Annotated in this window: 19 protein-coding genes; 13 read left to right on the top strand and 6 right to left on the bottom strand. The window is 72.0% G+C overall.

Going from position 1 to position 23302, the window contains the following annotated elements; genetic code table 11:
- Positions 1 to 92: 92 nt before the first annotated feature.
- Both ACWH95_RS07105 and ACWH95_RS07110 read left to right on the top strand, forming a co-directional pair.
- Positions 93 to 1169, top strand: coding sequence for a VanZ family protein (locus ACWH95_RS07105; protein WP_247638213.1), 1077 nt, complete (start codon positions 93 to 95; stop codon positions 1167 to 1169).
- Positions 1170 to 1299: 130 nt separating this feature from the next.
- Complete coding sequence (locus ACWH95_RS07110) at positions 1300 to 2061, top strand: hypothetical protein (RefSeq protein WP_247638214.1); 762 nt, start codon at positions 1300 to 1302, stop codon at positions 2059 to 2061.
- A gap of 9 nt (positions 2062 to 2070) precedes the next feature.
- On the opposite strand, the gene ACWH95_RS07115 is transcribed toward ACWH95_RS07110, so the two are convergent.
- Positions 2071 to 4128 (bottom strand): ATP-binding protein, encoded by a 2058-nt coding sequence (locus tag ACWH95_RS07115; protein WP_247638215.1) that lies wholly within the window; start codon positions 4126 to 4128, stop codon positions 2071 to 2073.
- Positions 4125 to 6023: a sensor histidine kinase gene (locus ACWH95_RS07120; RefSeq protein WP_247638216.1), complete on the bottom strand. Its 1899-nt coding sequence runs from the start codon at positions 6021 to 6023 to the stop codon at positions 4125 to 4127. Before ACWH95_RS07120 ends, ACWH95_RS07115 begins: the two co-directional genes overlap by 4 nt.
- 418 nt (positions 6024 to 6441) lie before the next feature.
- Between ACWH95_RS07120 and ACWH95_RS07125 the strand changes: the two genes are divergently transcribed.
- From ACWH95_RS07125 to ACWH95_RS07135, 3 genes are read left to right on the top strand one after another with little or no spacing between them, the layout of a single operon-like run.
- Positions 6442 to 7140 carry a response regulator transcription factor gene (locus ACWH95_RS07125; protein ID WP_247638217.1) on the top strand — a complete coding sequence of 233 codons (699 nt, stop codon included), beginning with the start codon at positions 6442 to 6444 and terminating at the stop codon, positions 7138 to 7140.
- Between the two features lie 50 nt (positions 7141 to 7190).
- The gene (locus ACWH95_RS07130) at positions 7191 to 7895 is read left to right on the top strand and encodes a GTP pyrophosphokinase (RefSeq protein ID WP_247638218.1); all 705 of its coding nucleotides are present in this window, start codon (positions 7191 to 7193) and stop codon (positions 7893 to 7895) included.
- Positions 7896 to 7934: 39 nt separating this feature from the next.
- The gene (locus tag ACWH95_RS07135; RefSeq protein ID WP_378803261.1) at positions 7935 to 8261 is read left to right on the top strand and encodes a hypothetical protein; all 327 of its coding nucleotides are present in this window, start codon (positions 7935 to 7937) and stop codon (positions 8259 to 8261) included.
- A gap of 58 nt (positions 8262 to 8319) precedes the next feature.
- Here the strand turns inward: ACWH95_RS07135 and ACWH95_RS07140 are convergent, their stop codons facing one another.
- Positions 8320 to 9537, bottom strand: coding sequence for an amidohydrolase (locus ACWH95_RS07140; RefSeq protein WP_136032758.1), 1218 nt, complete (start codon positions 9535 to 9537; stop codon positions 8320 to 8322).
- A 20-nt stretch (positions 9538 to 9557) separates the two neighbouring features.
- Complete coding sequence (locus ACWH95_RS07145; RefSeq protein ID WP_136045515.1) at positions 9558 to 10202, bottom strand: TetR/AcrR family transcriptional regulator; 645 nt, start codon at positions 10200 to 10202, stop codon at positions 9558 to 9560.
- 125 nt (positions 10203 to 10327) lie between these two features.
- On the opposite strand from ACWH95_RS07145, the gene ACWH95_RS07150 reads away from it, so the two are divergent.
- The 7 genes from ACWH95_RS07150 (at position 10328) to ACWH95_RS07180 (ending at position 18750) form a co-directional block, all read left to right on the top strand.
- Positions 10328 to 11989, top strand: a complete 1662-nt coding sequence (locus ACWH95_RS07150) for an ABC transporter substrate-binding protein (protein ID WP_378803262.1) — start codon at positions 10328 to 10330, stop codon at positions 11987 to 11989.
- A gap of 109 nt (positions 11990 to 12098) precedes the next feature.
- Positions 12099 to 12923 (top strand): ABC transporter ATP-binding protein, encoded by an 825-nt coding sequence (locus ACWH95_RS07155; protein WP_378803263.1) that lies wholly within the window; start codon positions 12099 to 12101, stop codon positions 12921 to 12923.
- A complete protein-coding gene (locus ACWH95_RS07160) occupies positions 12920 to 13723 on the top strand; it encodes an ABC transporter ATP-binding protein (RefSeq protein WP_136036133.1) in 804 nt (267 codons plus the stop codon). The genes ACWH95_RS07155 and ACWH95_RS07160 overlap by 4 nt, the downstream gene beginning before the upstream one ends.
- A complete protein-coding gene (locus ACWH95_RS07165; protein WP_378803265.1) occupies positions 13720 to 14808 on the top strand; it encodes an ABC transporter permease in 1089 nt (362 codons plus the stop codon). The genes ACWH95_RS07160 and ACWH95_RS07165 overlap by 4 nt, the downstream gene beginning before the upstream one ends.
- Before the next feature lies 1 nt (position 14809).
- Positions 14810 to 15895, top strand: coding sequence for an ABC transporter permease (locus ACWH95_RS07170; RefSeq protein ID WP_447652663.1), 1086 nt, complete (start codon positions 14810 to 14812; stop codon positions 15893 to 15895).
- Complete coding sequence (locus tag ACWH95_RS07175; RefSeq protein ID WP_454120449.1) at positions 15895 to 18141, top strand: exo-beta-d-1,3/1,6-glucosidase; 2247 nt, start codon at positions 15895 to 15897, stop codon at positions 18139 to 18141. The genes ACWH95_RS07170 and ACWH95_RS07175 overlap by 1 nt, the downstream gene beginning before the upstream one ends.
- A gap of 78 nt (positions 18142 to 18219) precedes the next feature.
- On the top strand, positions 18220 to 18750 hold the full coding sequence (locus tag ACWH95_RS07180; RefSeq protein ID WP_454120450.1) for a flavin reductase family protein: 531 nt from the start codon (positions 18220 to 18222) through the stop codon (positions 18748 to 18750).
- A gap of 32 nt (positions 18751 to 18782) precedes the next feature.
- Here ACWH95_RS07180 and ACWH95_RS07185 read toward each other — a convergent pair whose 3' ends face one another.
- Positions 18783 to 19049 (bottom strand): metal-sensitive transcriptional regulator, encoded by a 267-nt coding sequence (locus ACWH95_RS07185; protein WP_136036129.1) that lies wholly within the window; start codon positions 19047 to 19049, stop codon positions 18783 to 18785.
- 250 nt (positions 19050 to 19299) lie between these two features.
- Between ACWH95_RS07185 and ACWH95_RS07190 the strand changes: the two genes are divergently transcribed.
- Entirely contained in the window at positions 19300 to 20931 is a 1632-nt protein-coding gene (locus tag ACWH95_RS07190) for an FAD-dependent oxidoreductase (RefSeq protein WP_454120451.1), read from the top strand.
- A gap of 20 nt (positions 20932 to 20951) precedes the next feature.
- On the opposite strand, the gene ACWH95_RS07195 is transcribed toward ACWH95_RS07190, so the two are convergent.
- A complete protein-coding gene (locus ACWH95_RS07195) occupies positions 20952 to 23273 on the bottom strand; it encodes an arylsulfatase (RefSeq protein WP_247638225.1) in 2322 nt (773 codons plus the stop codon).
- Between the last annotated feature and the right edge of the window lie 29 nt (positions 23274 to 23302).

Raw genomic sequence — 23302 nt, forward strand, 5'->3', positions numbered from 1 at the left:
CGCGGCGCCCTCACAAGATCCTTACGGAATCCCTACGGTCGCATTCCGCACCCTGACGGAATCCTTACGGGCACCGCGTAGCCTTGTTCTCCATGGGGGAGCAGGTCGTTCTGGGTGTCATCGCGATCGCGATCGGAATGGCCGTCGGCATCGTGCTGTTCGTGCCGTTCGTCGCGATCAGCTACCGCCGCCGCGGGAGGCTCAGCTTCGGACGGACGATGCTGTGGCTCGCCGCCCTGATCTACTTCTGGGCGATCTGGACGTACACGCTGCTGCCTCTGCCCGACCCCGACGCGATCCGCTGCGTCGGCGCGATCATCGACCCGATGTCGGTCGTGCACGATCTGCAGCGCGCGTTCGCGTCTCCCCAGCCGTTGCGTCACCCGGCGTTCCTGCAGCTCGCCTTCAACGTGCTGCTGTTCCTCCCGCTCGGGACGTTCGTGCGGGTGCTGGCCGGCCGCGGGGTCGTGGTCGCCCTGCTCGCCGGTCTCGGGCTCTCGCTGCTGGTCGAGACCACGCAGCTGACCGGCGTGTGGGGACTGTACCCGTGCGCGTACCGGTTCTTCGACGTCGGCGACCTGATGACCAACACGATCGGCGCGGTCGTGGGCTGCACGCTCGCACTCGTCGTGCCGCGCGCCCTGCGCGGCTCGCGCGCCGCCGCGGATGCGGATCAGCCGCGCGCGGTCACGCGCGGACGCCGGGCCCTGGCGATGCTGTGCGACGGTCTGGCGTACTTCTTCGTGAGCGCTGTCGTCGCCGTGACCGTGCAGCTCTGGCTCGCGTACGTCGTGGACGACCGGGCGGCGGTGCTCGACGGCGCTGCGTCGGAGCTGGTGAGCACGGTGGCCGCCTCGGGCCTGTGGCTCGTTCTGATCCTCGTCACCGGTCGCTCGGTCGGCGATGTCGCGGTGCAGCTGCGCTACACCGGCTCGCGCCTGCCGATGATGCTCGCGCGCCTGCTGCGGTGGGCGGGCGGCATCGGCGGCATCGGCGCGCTCGCCCTGCTCGGCTTCCCGTTCGACCTGATCTCTTCGGTGCTCTACCCGGTCGCGGTCGTGCTGCTGTTCACCACGCGTCGCGGCCGCGGGCTCCCCGGGCTCCTCTCCGGGCAGGACGTGGAGGACGCGCGGGAGCGGCAGGCGTCGGCGCCCGCCGCGTCGGCCTGACCGGTCGCCCTCCCCGCCGCCCGGTCGATCGCCCGCGGATCCGTGATCGACGACCCTCGTTCCCGGGACGCGGGACGGCGCAGAGTGACGGTGCGTCCGTCCGGGCGCCTTGAGCGAACAGGAGCCACCCATGACCGACACCGCCACCCGCCCCCGCGGACACCGACCACCCACCCGCCGCGGCGGCCGACTGTGGCTGCTCTGGGGTGTGGCCGCCGGCCTGCTCGGGGTCACCGCCACCGTGGTGTTCGACGTGCGACCGTGGTCGGAGGCCGACTACGCCCGCGGCGGCATCCTCTCCGCGGCGGCCGAAGACATGCCGGCGCTCGACCCCGTGGGCAACAAGATCGGCTTTCTGCTCGGCTTCGCAGCCGTGGCGTGCCTCCTGGTGCTGCACGGAGCCTGGCGCGTGCGAGTGGAACGGGGATCCACCTCGGTCGCGGCGCGCGTGTTCTCCGCGGGACTCGTGACCTCGGCCGCCGGGCTCACGTTCGGCTACGCGTGGAAGGGGACGCTCGGGCTGTATGGCCACGGCGGCCCGGAGTTCGGCAGCTTCGGCGACGAGGGTCTGCTGGTGTTCTACGCGCTCACCGACTTCGGCGCGTTCATCCCGTGGTTCGGTGTGCTCGTGTCACTGGCCGCGCTCGCCGCCATGGCCTGGTTCGAGCGATCGGCCTCGCGGGTCCTCGGGACGCTGTTGGGTGCCCTGGTGCTGCTGATCGCGGCGGGGTACATCCTCACCGGCGTCCCGGGGCTCGCCGGGCCGGTCGGTGGCCTCGGGCTCGCGTTCGCCTCGCTGTGGATGCTGCTGGGGCGCCGCGGGGTCTCGTCCGGGGACACCGCGACGGACCGGGCGGCTGCCACCGGCACCCCGCTGCCCGGCAGGTCGTGACGGCGGGCCTCAGCCGGGGCTGACCGCGGCGGCGTGCACGCTCACCCGGGTGCCGCCGCCCGGCGGTCGGTCCCAGCCCACGCGGAACCCCGCCTCGTCCGCCCACTCCCGCATCGACGCGAGCCCCACGCCGGCCCCTCGACGATCGGGGAGCCCGCGGCCGTCGTCCTGCACGCACAGCAGCCGCTCGCCGGGGCCGCCGAGCGTGACCACCACCTCGCGCGCGCCGGCGTGCCGCACGGCGTTGAGCAGTGCCTCCGCGGCGATGCGCAGCAGGATGCCCGCACGGGCGGGGTCGAGATCGGGGTCGGCACCCGGAACGAGACGCACGGCCGCCCCCGCCGCGCCCAGTGCGGACACCAGGCGCCGCAGCTCGCCGTCGAGGTCGTGCACCGGGGTCGTGCCGCCGCGGGCGAGCCGGGCGAGGGTCGCCGTCTGCGCCTCCAGCAGCTCGGCGACGCGGGCGGCCGTCTCCTCCGCCGCCGCCCGGTCACCCCGTGCGAGCAGGTTGGTGGCCGCGGCGAGCGAGAACCCCGCTCCGGACAGCGCGGGCCCGAGCCCGTCGTGCAGCTCCCGGCGCAGCGCCCGTCGTTCCGCGTGCTGCGCCTCCGCCGCCGTCCGCCGTGCCTCGGCGAGGGCGGTCGATGCCTCCGCGAGCCGCACGACCACGCCGATCACCGGGCCCAGATCCGCGATCGCCTCGGTGGTCCTGCGCCCGACGGGCACCCCGTCGACCTCCCCGGTCACCTCCAGCACGACACCGGGGTCGCCGTCCACCGCGAAGGCCGTGGTCGTGCCGCGGGGATCCCCCACCACGACGTCCGTGGTGCCGAGGTGCTCGCCGTCACCGCCCGCGTCGTCCGCCGCGACCCGGAGGCGCACCGAACCGAGGCGCAGCGTGGCCCGCAGCGCCGTCGCCAGGGCGCGCAGGCCGTCCGCGCCGGTGGCGATCTCGCCCACCTCCGCCCCCAGCGTGTCCACGAGCCGCTCGGGCGCCCCGGCGTCGCCGTACACGAGGCGGTCGACCCGCCGGCGGATGAGGCGCCGCATCGGCAGCAGCCCGATCGCGACCAGCGCCGCGGTGGCGAACACGGCCAGTGGCGTCGGAGGGCCGACCGTCTCCATCGCTGTCACGATCAGCAGGTAGCCCGTCGCGGCGAGCACCGCCAGGATGCTGGTCGTGAGCACCGTGCTCACTGTCACGTCGACGCCGCGCAGCCGATGCTGCAGACCCATCACGAGCACCGCCGATGGATAGAAGATCTGCCCGACGATGGGCGCGATGGTGCCGAACACCCACAGCGGGGCTGCGAGCTGGAGCGAGGCGGGCAGCACCGTGACCACGTAGGAGGCAGTCAGGAACACATGCCCGACCAGCAGCCAGATCAGGGCGTACCGCTGCGACCGCGGTGACCGGAGTGCCCGCTTCAGCACGATCACGGCGACCGCGGTCGAGGCGCACAGCGTCACGGCGGCCGCGGCCCCGTAGGCGCCGGGCAGCATCGCCTGGTACCACGGCCAGTCCGGGGCGAGCGGGTTGTCGAGCGGTCCGGCGCCCTGCTGGGTGAGGGACGCGACGGTGGCCACGCCGGCCGCCGTCACCACGAGACACAGCAGCCCACGGTCGAGGGCGGCGCGCCGGCCGGGGAGCAGCAGCAGCGGCACGACCGCGGTCAGGAAGGTGCCGGGGACGAACGCCCAGCCGCCCGCGTAGGCGAGCAGTGCGCCCCCGGGCAGCCCGCCGCTCTCCACCGCCAAGAGGCCGTACTGCACGCCGAACGCGGCGAGCCCCGAGCCCACGGCGTGCACCGCGAGCAGCACGGCGACCGGCTGCGGACGACGCACCAGGAGCACCGCGGCCAGGGGCGCGTACACCGCCGCGACCGTGAGGCCGATGTCGTCGAACCGGGCCTGCGCGGCCGGCGGGGCCGGAGAGAGGAAGGTGCCGGCGACGGGGGCCGCCGGGAGCTCGAACCGCCACGCCAGCAGGATCGACGCGGCCGCCAGACCCCAGGCGCTCGCGAGCACCGCGACCCCCGCGAGGCGCCGAGCACCGCCGCCTGTCATGCGGGCACCGCCGTCACCGTGACCGCGCGGCGCCCGGTCGGCTCCTCCCCGGGCACGCGCTCGGCGACCCTGGCGTGCAGCGCCCGCACGATCGGGTCGACCCGCACCGCGGCCCCTACCACCCGCAGCACCGCGCGGTCGGCGGGGCCCACCGTGACCTCGATCCGCTCGACCCCGCCCTCCCGGCGGGCACGCAGCATCGCCTCAGCGACCAGGTGGTACAGGTGCTCGGGGTGTTCGGGCGCCCGCCGCACCTCGGCGTGCAGCGCCGGCTCCGGAAAGCGCGCGGCGAGTTCGCTCAGCGCGCCGGTCAGGTCGCCGGCGTCGAGCGCCCCGGGCAGCAGGGTGCGGGCGAGGTCGCGCACCTCGGTGGTCGCCGCCTGCAGTGCGGCCGAGGCATCACGCAGCACGAGGTCGGGTCGCGGAGAGTCCGGGAGCGCGCGCAGGGCCCGGCGCACCCGGGCGAGCACGGGCTCGAGTCCTGCCTCGATCTCGGCCCGCGCGAACCGCCGCTCGCTGGCCGCGATCCGCCGCGCGCCGTCTCTGGCCACGCGCAGACCCTCGTCGGCGTCGGCCAGCAGCACCGCCACGCTCAGCACCCCGCCGATGCGGCGCAGCGCGGCGAGGCTGCGCGGCTCCACGCGCCGACCGGAGGTGCCGCTCACCTCCACCGTCCCGCACGCGCCGCCGGCCGCGAGCAGGGCGACCACCTCCCGCGTTGCGGGATCGAGCGTGCCGGCCTGTCCGTGGGAGTGCTCGGGGCCGGAGGAGGCGATCGCGACCCCGCCGAGGCGGAGCGACCGGCGCAGCGCTTCGGCCAGCACCTCCAGCGACGCGCGGCCGCTGCCGCCGCCCGCCTCCGTGCTCACGGTGCGCAGCAGTGCACGCGGCTCGGCGGAGCGGCCGTACAGCAGCTGGTCAACGGCGCGCTGCACGCCGCGGCGCACGGGCTCCGCGCCGACCGCGATCAGCACGACGGCGACCATGCCCGCGCTCGTGGGCGGCAGTGGCGCGAGCTGCGCGATCGTCGCGGCGACCGCACCGTAGGCGGCCAGCAGGGCGGACACCAGGAGCACTCCGACCGCGAACCGGGCCCGCGCCGGCTCCACGGCGTCGGGGGCGCGGGCGATCGCGGTGAGCACGAACGAGGCCGCAGCGAACAGCACGCACGCGGGCAGCACGGCCGCGGCGAACGCGGTGCCGAGCAGGGAGCCGCCGCCGTCCGTCGCGACCGTGAAGCCGCCCACGCCGCACAGCAGCAGGGCGAAGTGGGCGATCGCGAGCCATACGGCCGCCTCCCGGTCGGGGGAGGAGCGTCGCCGGGCGACCCACAGGATCGTCGCACCCGACCACAGCGCCAGCGCCAGCCAGACGATCCACAGGGCGGCCGTGAACGGAAGCGGCGTCCCGCGGTCCAGCTCCACGGCGCTCGACACCGCGAGGGCCGTGGACAGTGCGGCGCCCGCCGCGAGCAGCGTACGGGCGTGGAGCAGCACCGCCGCCCCCAGCGCCCCGGCGACCGTGAGACCACCGGGCATCCACGCCACGCCCAGCAGGTCGAGCCACAGCCCGCCGTCGACCCCGGCCGCGCGCAGTCCCGCCGCAAGCGTGGCCGCCCCACCGCCCACCCCCGTCGTGGCGAGGGTGAGCGGGAGCAGGGGGCCGCCGCGACCGCCGTGACCGCCGCGGACGGGCAGGAGTGCGGCCGCACCGCCGAACGCCAGGGCGGCGCTGAGCGTGCCGACGGCCTCGATGCCGCCGGACGAGTGCAGGCACAGCAGCGCACCGATCAGCGCGGGACCCCACGACGCCAGCAGGAGCGCAGCCGTCGTCGCCACTCCGAGCACGCGCGAGGGTCCGTGCGCTCGCGCCGTGGGGGCGGCGGCTCCGCTCATCGGCGCTCCTCTCCGAGCCTCAGTGTGCCGGAGGGGGCGCGGCCTGACCAGGGTCGCGGGGCGTCCCGGGGCGGATCTCCCGGGCGGTCGGGACACGGTGCCCTCGGAGCCGGGACGCAGGGACCCCTAGCGTCGGTGGCGGTGGAGGACACCGTGCCGACGCGGGTCGGCAGGAGGAGGGGACCATGCGCGGTCGATCGGGTCGACGAGCGCACGAGGGGACCGGGTCGCGGTCGCCGCAGCGGGATCATGGGGACCGGTGCGGGCGAGGCGACCGCCGGCGGGCTGCGGGCTCGCACGGCGGACTCGGCGGGAGCGGGGGCTGCTCCCGCCGGGTGTCCCTCCCCGCACGTCGCCCCCCGGAGCAGCGTGGGCCCGCGGTGGTGCGCCGCGGGGCGGGAGCGCTAGCGTGAGCGGCATGCCAGAGGAGTCCAGCGCGGTGGACGCGGCGGACAGTGCCGTGCGCATCTTCGTGGTGGACGACCACCCGGTCTTCGCCTTCGGCATGTCGAGCTTCCTGGAGTCGATCGAGGGGTTCCGGGTCGTGGGCAGGGCCGGCACCGAGGACGAGGCGGTCGACGGTGTGCTGGCCGCGCAGCCCGACGTGGTGCTCATGGACGTGGATCTCGGGGCGGGATCCGGCATCGAGGCGACGCGGCGCATCGTGCGGGTGGCCCCGGGCATCGGCGTGCTCATCGTGACGATGCTCGGCGATGACGACTCGGTGTTCGCCGCCCTCCGCGCCGGAGCCAGGGGCTACCTGCTCAAGAGCGCGCTGCCGGACGAGATCGAGCGGGGGCTGCGCGCCGTGGCGTCGGGTGACGTGCTGCTCACGGCCGAGGTGGGGCGCCGCGCGATCGACCTGCTGTCGGGCGCGCGCACGACCGGGCCCGTGGTGTTCCCCGAGCTGACGCACCGCGAGCGCGAGGTGCTCGACCTCATCGCCCGCGGCCTCGACAACCAGGCGGTGGCCCGGCGGCTCGTGCTGTCGTCGAAGACCGTGCGCAACTACCTGTCCGGCATCCTCGCGAAGCTCGCGGTGCCCGATCGCAGCGCGCTGATCGTGCGTGCGAGGGAGGCCGGGCTCGGTCGGGACGCGCCGGACGCTCCCGCGTGACCGTGATAATCCACAGCGCTTTCCGATCACGGATCGATAACGTCGATCCCATGAGCGTGATCCCGGTCGACGAAGCCATGATCAGCGAGGCCAAGGAGCTGCGCGATCAGCTGCAGCGCTTCCTGCGCGAGTACGAGTTCGGCATGCGGGAGGTGGAGACGAAGATCTCGATCCTGCGCGACGAGTTCACGCACGACCACGCCTACAACCCGATCGAGCACGTGAAGAGCCGCCTGAAGTCGCCGGACAGCATCGTGGAGAAGCTCGCGCGCAAGGGGATCGACGAGCCCGACTTCGAGCGCATCCGCGCCGAGATCACCGACATCGCCGGGGTGCGGGTCACGTGCAGTTTCGTCGCCGACGTGTACCGGCTGTTCGACCTGCTCACCGCGCAGGACGACGTGACCGTGCGCACCGTGAAGGACTACATCGCGCAGCCGAAGGCGAACGGCTACAAGAGCCTGCACGCGATCATCGAGGTGCCCGTGTTCCTGTCGACCGGCGCGCTCTCGGTGCCGGTGGAGGTGCAGTTCCGCACGATCGCGATGGACTTCTGGGCGAGCCTGGAGCACAAGATCTACTACAAGTTCTCCAACCAGGTGCCCTCGCACCTCGTGCAGAGCCTGACCGATGCGGCGGATGCGGCCGCCGAGCTCGACAGCCGCATGGAGCGCCTGCACCGCGAGGCGCACGGCGTCCCGCGCCGGCAGCTCGCCCCGCCGCCCCCGCCGGCTCCGCGCATCGTGGGCGTGTGACCCGGGCACCCGTCGCGCCGTGCCGCGGATCGTGGGAGCATGACGGCGATGACCTCCGCCGCCTCGCCCGCCCGCACGTCGCCCGCGACGGACGACCGTCCGCACACCGACCCGGCGCTCCTGCCCGACCTCGACGAGGGTCCGCGCTGCGAGTGTCCGCACACCGGGTCCGACACCCCTCACACCGCCGTCGACACCGGTCGCGACGCCCCGGTGTCGTGCGGCAGGGCGGCCGCGTGGCGGGTGACGACCGAGTGCGTCTGCGGTGGCGGGCACCCGCGCCGCGTGGAGCTGCTGTGCACGCGGTGCCTCAATAACCGCAGCAGCCAGCTCGGCCGCGAGCGCGTGACAGTGCGCGGGATCTGATCCGCGGCCACTGATCCGCGTCGCCGCTCCGGAGCCACCCAGCTCGGGTGTCGCCCCGCTACGCGCCCAGGAACTCGCGCGCGGCGGCCGACATGGCCGTGACGCCGACCTCGATCGTGGGGTGGATCTCGGGGGCGAAGAACGGCGAGTGGTTGGTGGGGATGTCCTGCTCCAGGCGGCCGGCGGCGAGGGCCTCGGCGAACCGTGCGGGATCCACGCCACCCCAGAACCAGAACACGAGCGGCACGCCCGCGTCCCGCGCGAACCAGGAGACGTCCTCGCTGCCGGTGAACATCCCGGGGTCGATCACGGCGGTCTCGCCGAGCGCACGCTGGAGTGCCGTCGTGACGCGCTCGGTCGCCTCCTCGTCGTTGATCGTGGCGGGCAGGGTGTGGTCGGTGCGGATCTCGGGCTCCCGCTCGGCGCCGGATGCGGTGGCCTCGGCGCGCACGATGCGCTCCACGCTCGCGAGCACCTTCTCGCGCACCTGGTCGTTCGGGTAGCGGAGGCTGAGCTCGAGCTTCGCCTCGGCCGGGATGATGTTGTTCTTGAGGCCGGCGTGGATCGATCCGACCGTGACCACGGCCACCCCCTGCGGGTCGATCTCGCGCGAGACGATGGTCTGCAGGCGCATCACCGTGGCGGCCGCCATCACGACGGGGTCGATCGTGGCGTGCGGCCGGGAGCCGTGGCCGCCGCGGCCGTGGAGGGTGACGGTGAGGCCGTCCGACGCGGCCATCTGCGTGCCGCTGCGCACCCCGATCACGCCCGCGGGGAGCGGGGTCACGTGCTGGCCGAGCACCACGTCGGGCTTCGGGTACCGGGCGAGCAGGCCGTCGTCGAGCATGGCCCTGGCGCCGGCACCGTATTCCTCCGCGGGCTGGATGAGCACCACGAGCGTGCCCGACCAGTCCTCGCGCTCCGCCACCAGCTTCTCGACCGCGCCGATCATCGCGGTCACGTGCATGTCGTGGCCGCACGCGTGCATGACGGGCACGGTGGTGCCGGACGGGTCGACGCCCTTGGCGGTGCTCGCGTACGCGCGGCCGGTCTGCTCCTCCACGGGCAGGGCGTCCATGTCGGCGCGCACCCACACCACGGGGCCGTCGCCGTTGCGCAGCACGCCGACGACGCCGGTCACGCCGACGCCTTCCTCCACGTCGAGCCCGAGATCACGCAGGTGCTGGGCGGCGATGCCCGCGGTGCGCGTCTCCTGGAACGAGAGCTCGGGGTGCTGATGGAGGTCGATGTAGAGCGCTTCGAGATCGATGGCCATGGGCCGAGCCTAGCCCGCGGTCAGGGCCGGGCGTAGGACTCGAGTTCCGGCCCGGGGTGGAGCACGCCGTTCACGATCGCGCGGATCGCGAAGGCGCTCGCGTCGGCCAGGTCGACCGCGTCCGGGTGCAGCAGCCACTGCAGCTGCAGGCCGTCCATCACGGCGAGGATCGCGGCCGACGCCGCCGCGATCGTGTCGGGCTCGGTCACACCCTCCTGCGCGCAGAGCTCGCCGAAGGCGGCGGCGACCTCGCGGCGGAGGGTGGTGTAGCGGTCCTCGAAGTAGGGGCGGGAGGGGTGGTCGTCGGTCACCGATTCCGCCGAGAGCACGGTGTACGCCTGCACGATGCCTGGGCGCTTCTCGTTCGTGAGGGCCGTGCGCACGAGGTGCAGGAACAGCTCGGGACCGTCGGGGATGTGCTTCTGGGCGAGCCCGGCGACGTCGTCCTGGTCGCGGTAGGCCAGCACCTCGAGCAGCAGCTTCTGCTTCGAGCCGAAGTGGTGCAGCACCCCGGCGTGCGTGATGCCGACCTGCTCGGCGACGTCGGCGAGGGTGCCGTTGGTCGAGCCCTTGTTGCCGAAGATCTCGATGGCCGCCTTGAGGATCTGCTCGCGCTTCTCCCGCGTCGCCGGGCGCACCCGCACGGCGTGATCGCTCTCCGACATGCGTCGTCCTCTCCTCAACCGGCCCCGCTTGCCAACCAACTTACTCCTCGGTAACCTCACCTCAGCTTACTTTCTCGACAGTAAGCAAACCGCCGCCGCACAACGACCGTGCCCAAGGAGAAGCAATGAAGCTCAGAACGTCTCTGATCGCCGCTACCGCGATCACCGCACTCGGGGTCTCGGCCCTCGCCGGATGCTCGTCCGGAGGGTCGGACGACGCCGCAGCCGGCGGCGCCGCCCTCACCATCGCCAAGCCGGACGGCGCCATCACCACCGAGTCGAACAACCCGTTCGTCGGCGACTCCGCCGCGTCGAAGTACGGCTACGCCAAGGTCGTGTTCGAGACCCTGGCCCTGGTGAACCAGACGGGAGACCGCGGAACCACGCCGTGGCTCGCCGAGAGCCTCGAGTGGAACGACGACTACACGCAGCTCACGGTCGTCCCCCGCGAGGGCGTCACCTGGAGCGACGGCGAGCCGTTCACCGCCGACGACATCGTCTTCTCCTTCGAGACCGCCTCGATCCCCGCGCTCGACACCGCCGGCCTCAAGTACGAGGGAGCCGAGGTCGACGGCGACACGGTCGTGCTGAGCTTCGGCGACTCCAAGTACGTCAACCAGGCGCGCGTGCTGCACGTGCCGATCGTGCCGAAGCACATCTGGGAGAAGTTCGACGACCCCGCCACCGACCCCGTCAAGGGCGACGACCTCGTCGGCACCGGCCCCTACGCGATGGCGAACTGGTCGACCGAGTCGGTCACGCTCGACGCCCGCGACGACTACTGGGGCGGCGACCTCGCCGTGCCCGAGCTGCACTACGTCTCCTACGGCGACAACACCGCCCTCACCACGGCTCTCGCCAATGGCGACGCCGACTGGGCCCAGGCGTTCATCCCGCAGATCGAGGAGCAGTTCCTCTCGGCCGACCCCGAGCACAACCAGTTCCTCGCCTCCCCGACCACCGGCTCCGCCACGCTGTTCATGAACCTGCAGCAGAAGCCGTTCGACGACCCGGCCTTCCGGCAGGCGCTCGCCTGGGTGATCGACCGCGACGCCTACGTCGACATCGCCCGCGAAGGCGCCAGTGAGCCCGTCTGGTCGGTCACCGGCCTGTCGTCGATCCTCGAGGACGAGATCCAGCCCGAGTTCCAGGGCGTGGACTACAAGGTCGACGCCGACAAGGCGCGCGACCTGCTCGAGACCGCCGGGTACACCTGGAAGGACGACGCCCTGATCGACCCGGACGGCACGCCCGTGTCGTTCACTCTCTCCGTCCCGTCCGGCTGGAGCGACTGGAACACCGCGCAGGAGCTCATCGCCGAAGACGTGAAGGACGGCATCGGCGCCGAGGTCAAGATCGACATGCCCGACTGGGGCGGCTGGGCCGACCCCCGCGACAACGGCACCTTCTCCGCGATCATCCACTGGCTGGAGGACAGCGGCACCGCCTACGGCCTGTACACCTCGACCATGGACCCGCGGTGGATCTCCCCCGAGGGTAAGGCCGGCTTCAACTTCGGCCGCTTCGACGACCCCGCGGCGACGACGGCGCTGAACACGTACGCGAACGCGTCGTCCGACGAGGAGCGCACCGCCGCGATCGACACGCTGCAGACGATCTTCTCGGAGCAGGTGCCGGCCATCCCGCTGGGCGCCCACCCGCTGCTGGGCGAGTTCAACACGCGCAACTACGTCGGCTGGCCGTCGGAGACCGACACGTACGCGTCGGCCGACCCCACGCAGCCGAACATCGTGCAGATCCTCACGAAGCTGAAGCCCGCCGAGTAGACCCGTCGTCTCGCTCCGACCGCTCAGGGACCGGTTCGCCCTCGGCGACCGGTTCCTGAGCGAGAAGCGGAGCGACGAGACGACGGACGCCTCCCATGAAGGACACCCCATGCCAGACCCCCTGCTCACCGTGCGCGACTTCTCGGTCGTGTACGACGTCGATCCGCCCGTCGCGGCGGTGAAGGACGTGACCCTCGAACTCCAGCGCGGCGAGATCCTCGGGCTCGCCGGGGAGAGCGGCTGCGGCAAGACCACGCTCGCCTACGGCGTGCAGCGGCTGCTGCGTGCTCCCGCCGTCATCACCGGAGGCAGTGTGACCTTCCACGATGCCTCCGGAGCGGACATCGACATCAACGCGCTCGACGTCGACGCGATGCAGCGATTCCGCTGGGACAAGGTGTCGATGGTGTTCCAGGGCGCGATGAACGCCCTCAACCCGGTCGCCACGGTCGGCTCGCAACTGGAGGACGTGTTCGAGATCCACCGTCCCGACATGAACCGCCGCCAGCGCAGGACCGAGGCGGAGGAGCTGCTCGAGATCGTGAAGGTCGGCCGCCAGCGCCACCGGTCTTTCCCGCACGAGCTGTCGGGCGGCATGCGCCAGCGCGTGATGATCGCGATGGCGCTCGCCCTGCGCCCGCAGCTGATGGTGATGGACGAGCCCACCACGGCGCTCGACGTGCTGGTGCAGCGCGAGATCCTGAAGCAGATCTCGCAGCTGCGGCGCGAGTTCGGGTTCTCGGTCGTCTTCATCACCCACGACCTGCCGCTGCTGCTCGAGATCAGCGACCGCATCGCGATCATGCGCGAGGGCGAGATCGTCGAGCTCGACACGGCCGAGCGCATCTGGAACGCGCCGCAGCACGAGTACACGCGGCGGCTGCTGTCGTCGTTCCCCCGGCTGACCGGCGAGAGAGGGGTGCTGGTGCGATGACCACGCTCGAGTTCCGACACGTCACCAAGAGCTACACCGTGCGCGGCGCCGGCCAGATCAAGGCCCTCGACGACGTGAGCTTCACCCTCGAGTCCGGCCGCACGATCGGACTCGTCGGGCAGTCCGGCAGCGGCAAGTCCACGATCGCGAAGATCCTCACCCAGCTCGAGACCCCCACCAGTGGGGAGGTGCTGCTCGACGGCACCCCGATCCCACGGCGCGGCAGGGGGCTGCGGAGCTACCGCCAGCAGCTGCGCATGGTGTTCCAGGATCCGTTCGCCTCGCTCAACCCCTCCCACTCCATCCGCTACCACCTGGAGCGGCCCATCCGCCTCGACGACGTCGTGCCGAAGAAGGACACCGATGCCGAGGTGCGGCGCCTGCTCGCCCGCGTGCGGCTCGACGCCGACGCCGTGATCGACCGCCGCCCGCACGAACTGTCGGGCGGCCAGCGGCAGCGTGTGGCCATCGCCCGCGCCCTCGCCTCCCGCCCGTCGCTGCTCGTGGCGGACGAGCCCGTGTCGATGCTCGACGTGTCGATCCGTCTCGGCGTGCTGAGCCTGCTCGCCGAGCTGCAGCGTGACGAGGGACTCGGCGTGCTCTACATCACGCACGACCTGGCCACCGCCCGCCACTTCAGCGACGAGATCATGGTGCTCAACCAGGGCCGCGTGGTCGAGTACGGCACCGCCGACGACGTCATCCTGAACCCGCAGGACCCCTACACCCGCGAGCTGCGCGCCGCCTCTCCCGACCCGGAGAAGCACTTCGCCGCCACCACGAACGGAGGTGCGCGGTGAGTACCGCCTTCCCCCAGCTGGACGACAACGACCTCGTCGCGAGCGACGCCCTCGAGGTCGGCACCACCGCGACGGCGGTCGACCGTGGCCGGCGTCGCGTGCCGTGGCGCTTCTTCGCCGGGCGCGCGGGCTTCTACCTCTTCACCCTGTGGGCGGCGATCACGATCAACTTCTTCCTGCCCCGGCTCATGAAGGGCGACGCGGTGAGCTCGTATCTCGCGCGCAACCCCAACGTGAGCCCGGAGGCCGCCGACGCCCTGCGCATCCTGCTCGGCATCGACTCCGACAAATCGGTGTGGCAGCAGTACGTCGAGTACTGGGGCATGCTGCTGCGCGGCGACCTGGGCATCTCCACGCTGCACGGTCTGCGTCCGGTCGCCGAGGTGCTCGCCTCCGCCCTCCCGTGGACGCTCGGGCTGGTCGGCATCGCGACGATCATCTCGTTCGCGATCGGCACGGTCGCCGGGGCCATCGTGGGATGGAAGCGGGGCAGCAAGCTCGACGCGATCATCCCGGTGACCACCTTCTTCAACACGATCCCGTATTTCTGGCTCGGGCTCATCGCGATCGCCGTCTTCTCGTCGACGCTCAAGTGGTTCCCGTCGTCGCACGCCTACGACAAGGGGCAGTCGCCGGAGTGGAGCCTGGACTTCATCGGGCAGGTGATCATGCACGGCACCCTGCCCGCGCTCACCATCGTGGTGGCTTCGCTGGGTGGCTGGGTGCTCGGCATGCGCAACATGATGCTGACCGTGCTCGACGACGACTACATCACGGTCGCGCAGGCGAAGGGCATGCCGAACCGGCGCGTGCTGTGGGCCTACGCCGCCCGCAACGCCGTGCTCCCGCAGATCCAGAGCTTCGCGCTGTCGATCGGCTTCATCGTGGGCGGCACCATCGTCATGGAGATGGTGTTCAGCTATCCCGGTGTCGGCAAGCTGCTGCTCGACGCCACCAACGCCAAGGACTTCGCGCTCATGCAGGGCGTGTTCCTGGTGATCACGCTGTCGGTGCTCGTGGCCAACATCCTCGCCGACGTGGTCTACGCCTACCTCGACCCGCGCACCCGCCAGACGGAGGCCTGACATGACCGTTCCCACCACCGCCGCAGGCACCGCCCCCGACGGCTCGCCGGTCGCCTCGGGCATGCCGGAGACCGCGACCCTGCGCACCGCGCCGTCGGGCGACCCGCACCGCGCGACGTTCCGGTCGCAGCTCGGCCAGGCGTTCGCGATGTTCCGCAACCCCAAGTCTCTGGCCGGGCTCATCATCCTCGGGATCTTCGTGCTCGTCGCGATCCTGGCCCCGTGGATCGCCCCGTACGGACCCACCCAGAAGGACCGCTCCGCGCTCCGCCAGCCGCCGTCGTGGGAGCACTGGCTCGGGACGACGCACATGGGGGAGGACGTGCTGAGCCAGATCATCTACGGCACGCGCGGGGTGATCGTCGTCGGCTTCCTCGCCGCGTTCATCGCCACCATCATCGCCATCACGGTCGGCGTGATCGCCGGGTACGTGCGCGGCTGGAAGAGCGAGTCGCTGTCGGCGCTGACGAACGTCTTCCTCGTGATCCCCGGCATCCCGCTGATCATCATCATCGCGTCGCAGTTCGACAACCCGCCGCTGATCGTGATCGCCGCCGTGCTCGGGCTCACCGGGTGGGCGTGGGGTGCGCGCGTGCTCCGGGCGCAGACCATGTCGCTGCGCAACCGCGACTTCATCCAGGCCGCCCGCGCCAACGGCGAGCCGCTGCGCCGCATCATCACGGTCGAGATGCTGCCGAACCTGATGGCGCTCATCGCGTCGAGCTTCGTCGGCACCGTGACCGCCGCGATCCTCGGCCTCACGACGCTCGCGTTCATCGGGGTGATTCCGGTGAGCAACCTCAACTGGGGCACGATCCTGTTCTGGGCGCAGCAGAACGGCGCCTTCCCCCGGTTGTGGTGGTGGTACGTGCCCGCGGGGCTCTGCATCGCCATCATCGGCGTGGCCCTGTCGCTGATCAACTTCGGGATCGACGAGTATGTGAACCCGCGGTTGCGTTCCGCCGGAGAGCGCGCACGGGCCATGAAGAAGAAGGGGCTCGACGTGAACGCGCCGGTCACGGCCGTGCGCTCCGTCCCCCTGCCGACGACCGACACCACCGATACGACGACACAGAACACGAAGTGATGACCTCTCTGCTCCCGACGACCACCCTCCCGTACCAGAACCCCTCCCTGCCGATCCCCGAGCGCGTCGCCGACCTCCTCTCCCGCATGAGCGTGGAGGAGAAGGTCGGGCAGATGCTGCAGCTCGACGCCCGCGACGATCTCGACGACCACGTGCTGCGGCGTCACGTCGGCTCGATCCTGCACACGTCTCCCGAGCGCATCGTGCGGGCGAACGAGCTCACGGCGCAGACCCGCCTGCGCATCCCCCTGCTCGTGGGCGAGGACTGCATCCACGGCCACTCGTTCTGGCCGGGTGCGACGATCTACCCCACCCAGCTGGGCATGGCAGCGACGTGGGACGCCGGGCTGCTGGAGCGCGTCGCGCGGGCCACCGCGGAGGAGGTCGCGGTCACCGGCATCCACTGGACCTTCTCTCCCGTGCTGTGCATCGCGCGCGACCTGCGGTGGGGCCGGATCAACGAGACGTTCGGCGAGGACCCGTTCCTGATCGGCGAGCTCGCGAGCGCCATGGTGCGCGGCTACCAGGGCGACGGGCTCGACGACCCGACCGCGATCCTCGCGACCGCCAAGCACTTCGCGGGGTACTCCGAGACGCAGGGCGGACGGGACGCGAGCGAGGCCGACATCTCGCGCCGCAAGCTGCGCTCCTGGTTCCTGCCGCCGTTCGAGCGCGTGGCCCGCGAGGGCTGCCGCACGTTCATGCTCGGCTACCAGACCACCGACGGCGTGCCGATCACCCTGAACGACTGGCTGCTCAGCGACGTACTGCGCGACGAGTGGGGCTACACCGGCACCCTCATCACCGACTGGGACAACGTCGGGCGCATGGTGTGGGAGCAGCGCATCCAGCCCGACCTGACCCAGGCGGCCGCGGCCGCGGTGCGGGCGGGCAACGACATGGTCATGACCACGCCCGGATTCTTCGAGGGCGCGCTCGACGCGGTGGCGCAGGGGCTGCTGCCCGACGACGCGTTCGACGACGCGGTCGCCCGCATCCTCACGCTCAAGTTCGAGCTCGGGCTGTTCGAGGATCCGCGACTGCCGCGCGCAGACCTGTCGTCCGTGGTGGGCAGCGCCGCGCACGCCGAGCTGAACCTGGAGACGGCGCGACGCTCCCTCGTGCTGCTGGAGAACGACGGCGTGCTGCCGCTCGACCCCGCGGCCCCGCTGCGCATCGCCGTGACGGGACCCCTGGCCGACGACGCGCAGACGCAGCTGGGCGACTGGGCGGGAGGTTCGGGTCAGGCGGGGTGGCTCGACGGGCAGCCGCGCGACATGATCACGACCGTGCTCGACGGGCTGCGCGCGGTGGACGGCTGGCGGGTGACGCACACGCGCGGCGCCGACATCCTCACCCTCGAGGACGACCCGCGGGGCACGCACTTCCCCGACAAGCAGCCGCGGCCGCCGGTGGTGCGGCCGTGTGCGCCCGACGCGGCGCTGATCGCGGAGGCCGTGGCCGACGCCGAGGCCGCCGACGTCGTGGTCGCGGTGGTCGGCGACCGGATCGAGCTCGTGGGTGAGGGCCGCTCGACGGCCACGCTCGAGCTCATCGGCGGCCAGAACGCGCTGCTGGACGCGCTGATCGACACCGGCACGCCGGTCGTGATCGTGCTGCTCGCGTCGAAGCCGCTCGTGCTCCCGGCGTCGGCGCAGCGCGCGGCGGCCGTGATCTGGGCGGCCAACCCCGGGATGCAGGGTGGTCGCGCGCTCGCCGAGGTCATGGCGGGCCTGGTCGAGCCGTCCGGCCGACTGCCGATCTCGTTCGCGCGCCACGTGGGGCAGCAGCCGACCTACTACAACCAGATCCGCGGACAGCACGGCGACCGGTACGCCGACCTCACCCAGTCGCCCGCCTGGGCGTTCGGCGAGGGGCGCTCGTACACCACGGTCGAGTACTCCGACCTGGAGCTGGAGGCGGAGGCTCTCACCCCGGACGACACGGTCGTGGGTCACGTGACCGTGACGAACACGGGAGCCCGGCCCGCGCGCGAGACCGTGCAGGTGTACGTGCGCGACGAGGTCACGAGCGTGAGCTGGACCGATCGGGAGCTCAAGGCGTACCGCCAGGTGGACGTGGCGCCGGGGGAGTCGGTGCGGGTGCGGGTGGAGGTGCCCGCCGCCGAGTGCACGATCGTCGATGCGGCGGGTGTGCGCCGGGTGGAGCCCGGCGCGTTCACGCTGCTGGTCGGCCCGAGCTCGCGCGAGGAGGTGCTGCGGGCGGCGGGGTTCCGCATCGGCTGAGGCGGACGGAAGTCGCTCGATTTGAGCTCAAGCGCGCTTGAGGTCTTACGGTGGAAGGGTGACCCGGAAGTTCCCCGCATGACCATCGACCCCCGCCCCCACCCCGCCGCCCCCGTCCCGTCCGCCGTCGGCGAGGGACTCAAGGCCGCGTTCCGCGCGCACCCCGCCGGTGTCGCGATCATCACGGCCCAGGGCCCCGACGGTCCGGTGGGCCTCACCGCCTCCAGCGTGTCGTCCGTGGCGGTCGATCCCGCCGCGATCATGTTCTCCGTCACGCGGGCGACCGGGAGCGCCGGGGCGATCCTGTCCGCGCCGAGCTTCGTGGTGCACCTGATCGACGACGAGCACTCCGACCTCGCGCAGAGCTTCGCCGTGAGCGGTGCCGAGCGGTTCACGTCGCGGCAGGGCTGGACGACGCTGCCGACCGGCGAGCCGCACCTCCCGGAGGCGAGGGTCGCGCTGCGCTGCCGCCCGCTGCACACCGTGCCCGTCGGCTCCTCGACGGTCGTGATCGCGGAGGTCCTGGAGGTGCTGCCGGGGCGACCCGCCCGCCCGCTGGTGTATGTGGACCGCCGGTTCCACGCCCTGCCGCACGTCCCCGCCGTCTGACCCCGACCGCCCGGCGGCGGTCCGGCCTGCCGTCAGGCGAGCGAGAGGAACAGCTTCTCGAGCTCGGGCAGGGAGACGCCGTCCTCCTCTTCCGGGCCGTCGAGGCAGTCCCTCATTGCGGTGGCGATGATCTGGAAGCCCGCCTTGTCGAGCGCGGAGGTGACGGCGGAGAGCTGCGTGACGACCGCTCGGCAGTCGCTGCCGGCCTCGACGGCCGCGATCACGGCGCCGAGCTGACCCTGTGCGCGCTTGAGGCGGTTGGCGATCTTGCGTTGCGTCTCGGCATCGGTGGTGGACATGGCGGCTCCCTGATCGTCGGCTGAGAACTCCATCATACCCCCGGGGGTATAGTGATGGATACCCACCGGGGTATCGAGAGGAGTCACCCATGTGCCGAGCCGTCCGTTGCCGAACCTGCGGAAAGACCACCTGGGCGGGATGTGGTCAGCACGTCGACGCCGTCCGCCAGACCGTACCGAGGTCGGACTGGTGCGGCGGACACGCCGACGAGCAGCCCACCGGCGGCTTCCTGTCGCGGTTGTTCGGCCGATGAGCGCCGCGCCCCTCACGGTCGTGATCGTCGGCGGGGTCGCTGGCGGGATGTCCGCCGCCACCCGACTGCGCCGACTGGACGAGTCCGCGCACATCGTCGTCTTCGAGCGCGGGCCGGAGGTGTCATACGCCAACTGCGGCCTCCCGTACTACGTGGGCGGGGTGATCCAGGACCGCGAGGCGCTGCTGCTGCAGACCCCCGAGTCGCTGCACCGCCGCTTCCGGCTCGACGTGCGCGTGCGCCACGAGGTCGTGCACATCGACACCGACCGCCGCGTCGTCGAGGTCGAAGGGCCCGACGGGCAGCGGATGCGCCAGCCGTACGACCGCCTCGTGCTCGCCACCGGCGCTCGCCCGCGCCGCGACGAGCCCGACGCGGGACCGCCCGTGCGCAGCCTGCGCACGGTCGACGATGCCGACGCGATCCACGCCGCGGCACGACCCGGCCTGCCCGCGGTCGTGGTCGGCGGCGGTTACACGGGGCTGGGGGCCGTCGAGAACCTCGTCGCCCGTGGCGCCGCAGTCACGCTCGTGCAGCGCGGGCCCCAGCTGCTCTCCCCGCTCGACCCCGAGATGGCCGCACCGCTCGCCGAGGAGCTGCGGGTGCGCGGGGTGGACGTACGGCTCGGCGTCGAGGTCACCGCGTCCGCGCCGGGTGCCGTGACCCTGAGCGACGGGACCGTCGTGGCCGCCGAGTTCGTGGTGGACGCGTCGGGAGTGGTGCCCGAGGTCGGGCTCGCGCGGGACGCGGGCATCCGGATCGGCGAGACCGGCGGGATCGCGGTGGACGACGCCTGCCGCACCAGCGCCCCCGACGTGTTCGCGGTGGGCGACGGTGTCGAGAAGAGCGACCTGGTGGGCGGCGGCCCCGCACTCATCACGATGGCGGGACTCGCGAATCGGCACGGCCGGATGGTGGCCGACCTCATCGCGGGCCGGGTCGAGGCTGCGTCACCGGCCGTCGGCACCGGCATCGTGGGCGTGTTCGGGCTCGCGCTCGCCAAGACCGGCTGGAGCGAACGGCAGCTCCGCGCCGCCGGTCGTGAGTTCTACGTCGTGCACGTGCACCCGGGCTCGCACGCGGGCTACTACCCCGGTGCGGAGACGCTGTCGATGAAGCTCCTGGCCGACCCGGCGAGCGACCGCATCCTCGGCGCGCAGGTGGTGGGTCGCGACGGGGTCGACAAGCGCATCGACGTGATCGCCACCGCGATGCAGGCGGGCGTCACGGCCGCGGGTCTCGCCCGGCTCGAGCTCGCCTATGCGCCGCAGTTCGGCTCGGCGAAGGACCCGGTCAACATGCTCGGCTACGTGGCCGAGAACACGCGCACCGGCACCACCCCCACCGTGCAGTGGCACGGGCTCGACGACGCCGTGCGCGCCGGGGCCGTGCTCATCGATGTGCGCTCCCCCGCGGAGCACGCGGCCGGCGCGATCCCCGGCGCGCTCAACGTCCCGCTGGACGAGTTGCGCGACCGCCTCGACGAGCTGCCGGCGGGGCCGCTGGTCGTCCACTGCCAGGTGGGGCTCCGCGGTCACATCGCGACGCGGCTGCTGCGGCAGCACGGACGCGACGTGCGCAACCTCGACGGCGGCTACCGCACCTGGCGTGACGGCACGGTGCGGTAGCGCGCCGGAGTCGCGGGGCCTCAGTCGCTGGCGAGCTTCGCGGCGAACTCCCGTTCCACGTCGACGTAGTGGTCGTCGGCCACGTCGTAGACCACCTGGTGGATCTCACCGCCCGTGAAGGCGAAGCGGTTGGGGTAGGCGGTGGTCACGGTGTCGCCCGAGTCGTAGCCGACGCTCAGTCCCTCGCCCGTGAGGGCGTAGCGGCCGAGCTGGGTGCGGATCGGGATCGACTCGACGGCCTCGTCGTCGACGTAGAGCGTGAGCGTGCCGAGCGCTTCGCCGTGGTCGCCGCTGCCCTCCTTCTCGAAGCCGACGCCGACGATGTGGCGGCCCTCGGTCGGCGCGGCGGTGCCGACCCGCTGCTCGGGCGGGATGCCGAGGAAGTTGTACACGAACGACAGCGTGCCGTCCTGCACGTACAGGCTGTAGCCGCCGAAGCGCGAGCCCTGGGCGACGATCACGCCCTCGGTCGCCGCGGTGAAGTCCACGTCGGCGAGGATCTTGAACGACACCTGCTGCGTGCGCGCGGCGAGCTGCTCCTGCACCTCGGTCGTCTCCGGGTAGTAGGTGAAGCGGCCGTCGGCGGGCACCGGCAGGTGGTACTCGTATTTGATGAAGTCGGCGACGCCCAGGTCGTTCAGGGGCAGCACGTCGTACTTCTTGGCCTCTTCGAGCCAGAGCGCCGTGAGCTCCTCCAGCTTCTCGGGGTACTGCTCGGCGAGGTCCACGGCCTCCGCCCTGTCCTCGTCGACGTGGAACAGCTGCCAGCGGTCCTCGTCGAAGTGCCCCAGGCCGATCGGGACGGGGCCGTGCTCGGCGACGGCCTTCCACCCCTTGCTCCAGATACCGCGCGTGCCGAGCATCTCGTAGTACTGCGTCTGCTTGGTGGTGGGGGCGTCCGCGGCGTCGAAGGAGTAGTTCATCGGCACCCCGGGCATCGGCGTCTGCTCCACGCCGTCCACGACGGTCGGCGCCTCGACGCCGCACGCCTCCAGGATCGTCGGCACGATGTCGGTGCAGTGGTGGTACTGGCTGCGCACCTCGCCGCGCGCCGTGATCCCCGCGGGCCAGTGGATGATCAGCGGGTCCGCCGAGCCGCCCGCGTAGGAGTAGCGCTTGAACATGCGGAACGGCGTGGAGAACGCCATCGCCCAGCCGGTCGGGTAGTGGTTGTAGGCGTCGGGCCCGCCGAGCTTGTCGATCATCGTCAGGTTGCGTGCGACGTCTTCGGGGTAGCCGTTGAAGAACAGGTTCTCGTTGATCGAGCCGTTCGGGCTGCCCTCGCCGGAGGCGCCGTTGTCTGCCGCGTAGATGATGAGCGTGTTGTCGAGCTGTCCCGACTTCTCCAGGTGCTCGATGATGCGGCCGACCTGCGCATCGGTGTATTCGCTGAACCCCGCGTACACCTCCGCGGTCCGCGAGAACAGCGCCTTCTCCTCGTCGGTCAGCTCCGCCCACGGACGCACGCTGTCGACCTCGGCGAACGTGCCGGGCGTCATCGGGTTCATGTCGGTCAGCTGCGTGCCCTCCGGCAGGATGCCGCGCTCGATCATGCGCGGCAGCACCCACTCGCGGTACGCCTCGTAGCCGTCGTCGAACATGCCCCTGTACTTGTCGATGTACTCCTGCGGGGCGTGGTGCGGGGCGTGGTTCGCGCCGGGGCAGAACCACAGGTACCACGGCTTGTCCGGGTTCGACTGCTTCGTGTCGCGCAGCATCCGGATCGCCTGATCCGCGAGGTCCTTGGACAGGTGATACCCGTCCTCGGGCTGGGAGGGCTGGTCGATGTAGTGGTTGTCGACGGCCAGATCGGGGTACCACTGGTTGGTCTCGCCGCCGATGAAGCCGTAGAACCGGTCGAAGCCGTGCCCGAGCGGCCATTCGCTGCGGTCCGAGCCGCTGGAGATCGCGTTGATCGGCACGTTGTGGTTCTTGCCGACCCAGTACGTGGACCAGCCGTTGTCGCGGAGGATGCGCGCGAGCGGCGCGTTCGACTTCGGGATGTGCCCGTTGTAGCCAGGGAACCCCGTTGAGGTCTCGGAGATCGTGGCGTAGCCGTTCTGGTGGTGCGTGCGTCCGGTGAGGAACGTCGACCGGGTGGGCGAGCACAGGGCGGTCGTGTGCCACTGCGAATAGGTGAGGCCGTTGTCGGCGAGGCGCTGGAGCGTGGGCATGTGGATGCGCCCGCCGTACGGCTCCCACGCCGCGAGACCCGTGTCGTCGAACAGGATCACCAGCACGTTCGGCGCACCCTCCGGCGCCTTGGTGAGCTCGTACGCCCCCCAGTCAGGCGTCGAGTCGCGGATGTCGAGTTCGATCTTCCCCTGGAACTCCCGAGCCATGATGTCTCCCTCCGGTCGAAACACGTGTC

This window comes from Microbacterium sp. NPDC055502 (genome assembly GCF_053643635.1).

Excerpts from the sequence above, each read along its gene's own strand:
- ACWH95_RS07105 (WP_247638213.1), top strand. The coding sequence starts at position 93 with ATGGGGGAGCAGGTCGTTCTGGGTGTCATCGCGATCGCGATCGGAATG.
- ACWH95_RS07110 (WP_247638214.1), top strand. The coding sequence starts at position 1,300 with ATGACCGACACCGCCACCCGCCCCCGCGGACACCGACCACCCACCCGC.
- ACWH95_RS07115 (WP_247638215.1), bottom strand. The coding sequence starts at position 4,128 with ATGACAGGCGGCGGTGCTCGGCGCCTCGCGGGGGTCGCGGTGCTCGCG.
- ACWH95_RS07120 (WP_247638216.1), bottom strand. The coding sequence starts at position 6,023 with ATGAGCGGAGCCGCCGCCCCCACGGCGCGAGCGCACGGACCCTCGCGC.
- ACWH95_RS07125 (WP_247638217.1), top strand. The coding sequence starts at position 6,442 with ATGCCAGAGGAGTCCAGCGCGGTGGACGCGGCGGACAGTGCCGTGCGC.
- ACWH95_RS07130 (WP_247638218.1), top strand. The coding sequence starts at position 7,191 with ATGAGCGTGATCCCGGTCGACGAAGCCATGATCAGCGAGGCCAAGGAG.
- ACWH95_RS07135 (WP_378803261.1), top strand. The coding sequence starts at position 7,935 with ATGACGGCGATGACCTCCGCCGCCTCGCCCGCCCGCACGTCGCCCGCG.
- ACWH95_RS07140 (WP_136032758.1), bottom strand. The coding sequence starts at position 9,537 with ATGGCCATCGATCTCGAAGCGCTCTACATCGACCTCCATCAGCACCCC.
- ACWH95_RS07145 (WP_136045515.1), bottom strand. The coding sequence starts at position 10,202 with ATGTCGGAGAGCGATCACGCCGTGCGGGTGCGCCCGGCGACGCGGGAG.
- ACWH95_RS07150 (WP_378803262.1), top strand. The coding sequence starts at position 10,328 with ATGAAGCTCAGAACGTCTCTGATCGCCGCTACCGCGATCACCGCACTC.
- ACWH95_RS07155 (WP_378803263.1), top strand. The coding sequence starts at position 12,099 with ATGCCAGACCCCCTGCTCACCGTGCGCGACTTCTCGGTCGTGTACGAC.
- ACWH95_RS07160 (WP_136036133.1), top strand. The coding sequence starts at position 12,920 with ATGACCACGCTCGAGTTCCGACACGTCACCAAGAGCTACACCGTGCGC.
- ACWH95_RS07170 (WP_447652663.1), top strand. The coding sequence starts at position 14,810 with ATGACCGTTCCCACCACCGCCGCAGGCACCGCCCCCGACGGCTCGCCG.
- ACWH95_RS07175 (WP_454120449.1), top strand. The coding sequence starts at position 15,895 with ATGACCTCTCTGCTCCCGACGACCACCCTCCCGTACCAGAACCCCTCC.
- ACWH95_RS07180 (WP_454120450.1), top strand. The coding sequence starts at position 18,220 with ATGACCATCGACCCCCGCCCCCACCCCGCCGCCCCCGTCCCGTCCGCC.
- ACWH95_RS07185 (WP_136036129.1), bottom strand. The coding sequence starts at position 19,049 with ATGTCCACCACCGATGCCGAGACGCAACGCAAGATCGCCAACCGCCTC.
- ACWH95_RS07190 (WP_454120451.1), top strand. The coding sequence starts at position 19,300 with ATGAGCGCCGCGCCCCTCACGGTCGTGATCGTCGGCGGGGTCGCTGGC.
- ACWH95_RS07195 (WP_247638225.1), bottom strand. The coding sequence starts at position 23,273 with ATGGCTCGGGAGTTCCAGGGGAAGATCGAACTCGACATCCGCGACTCG.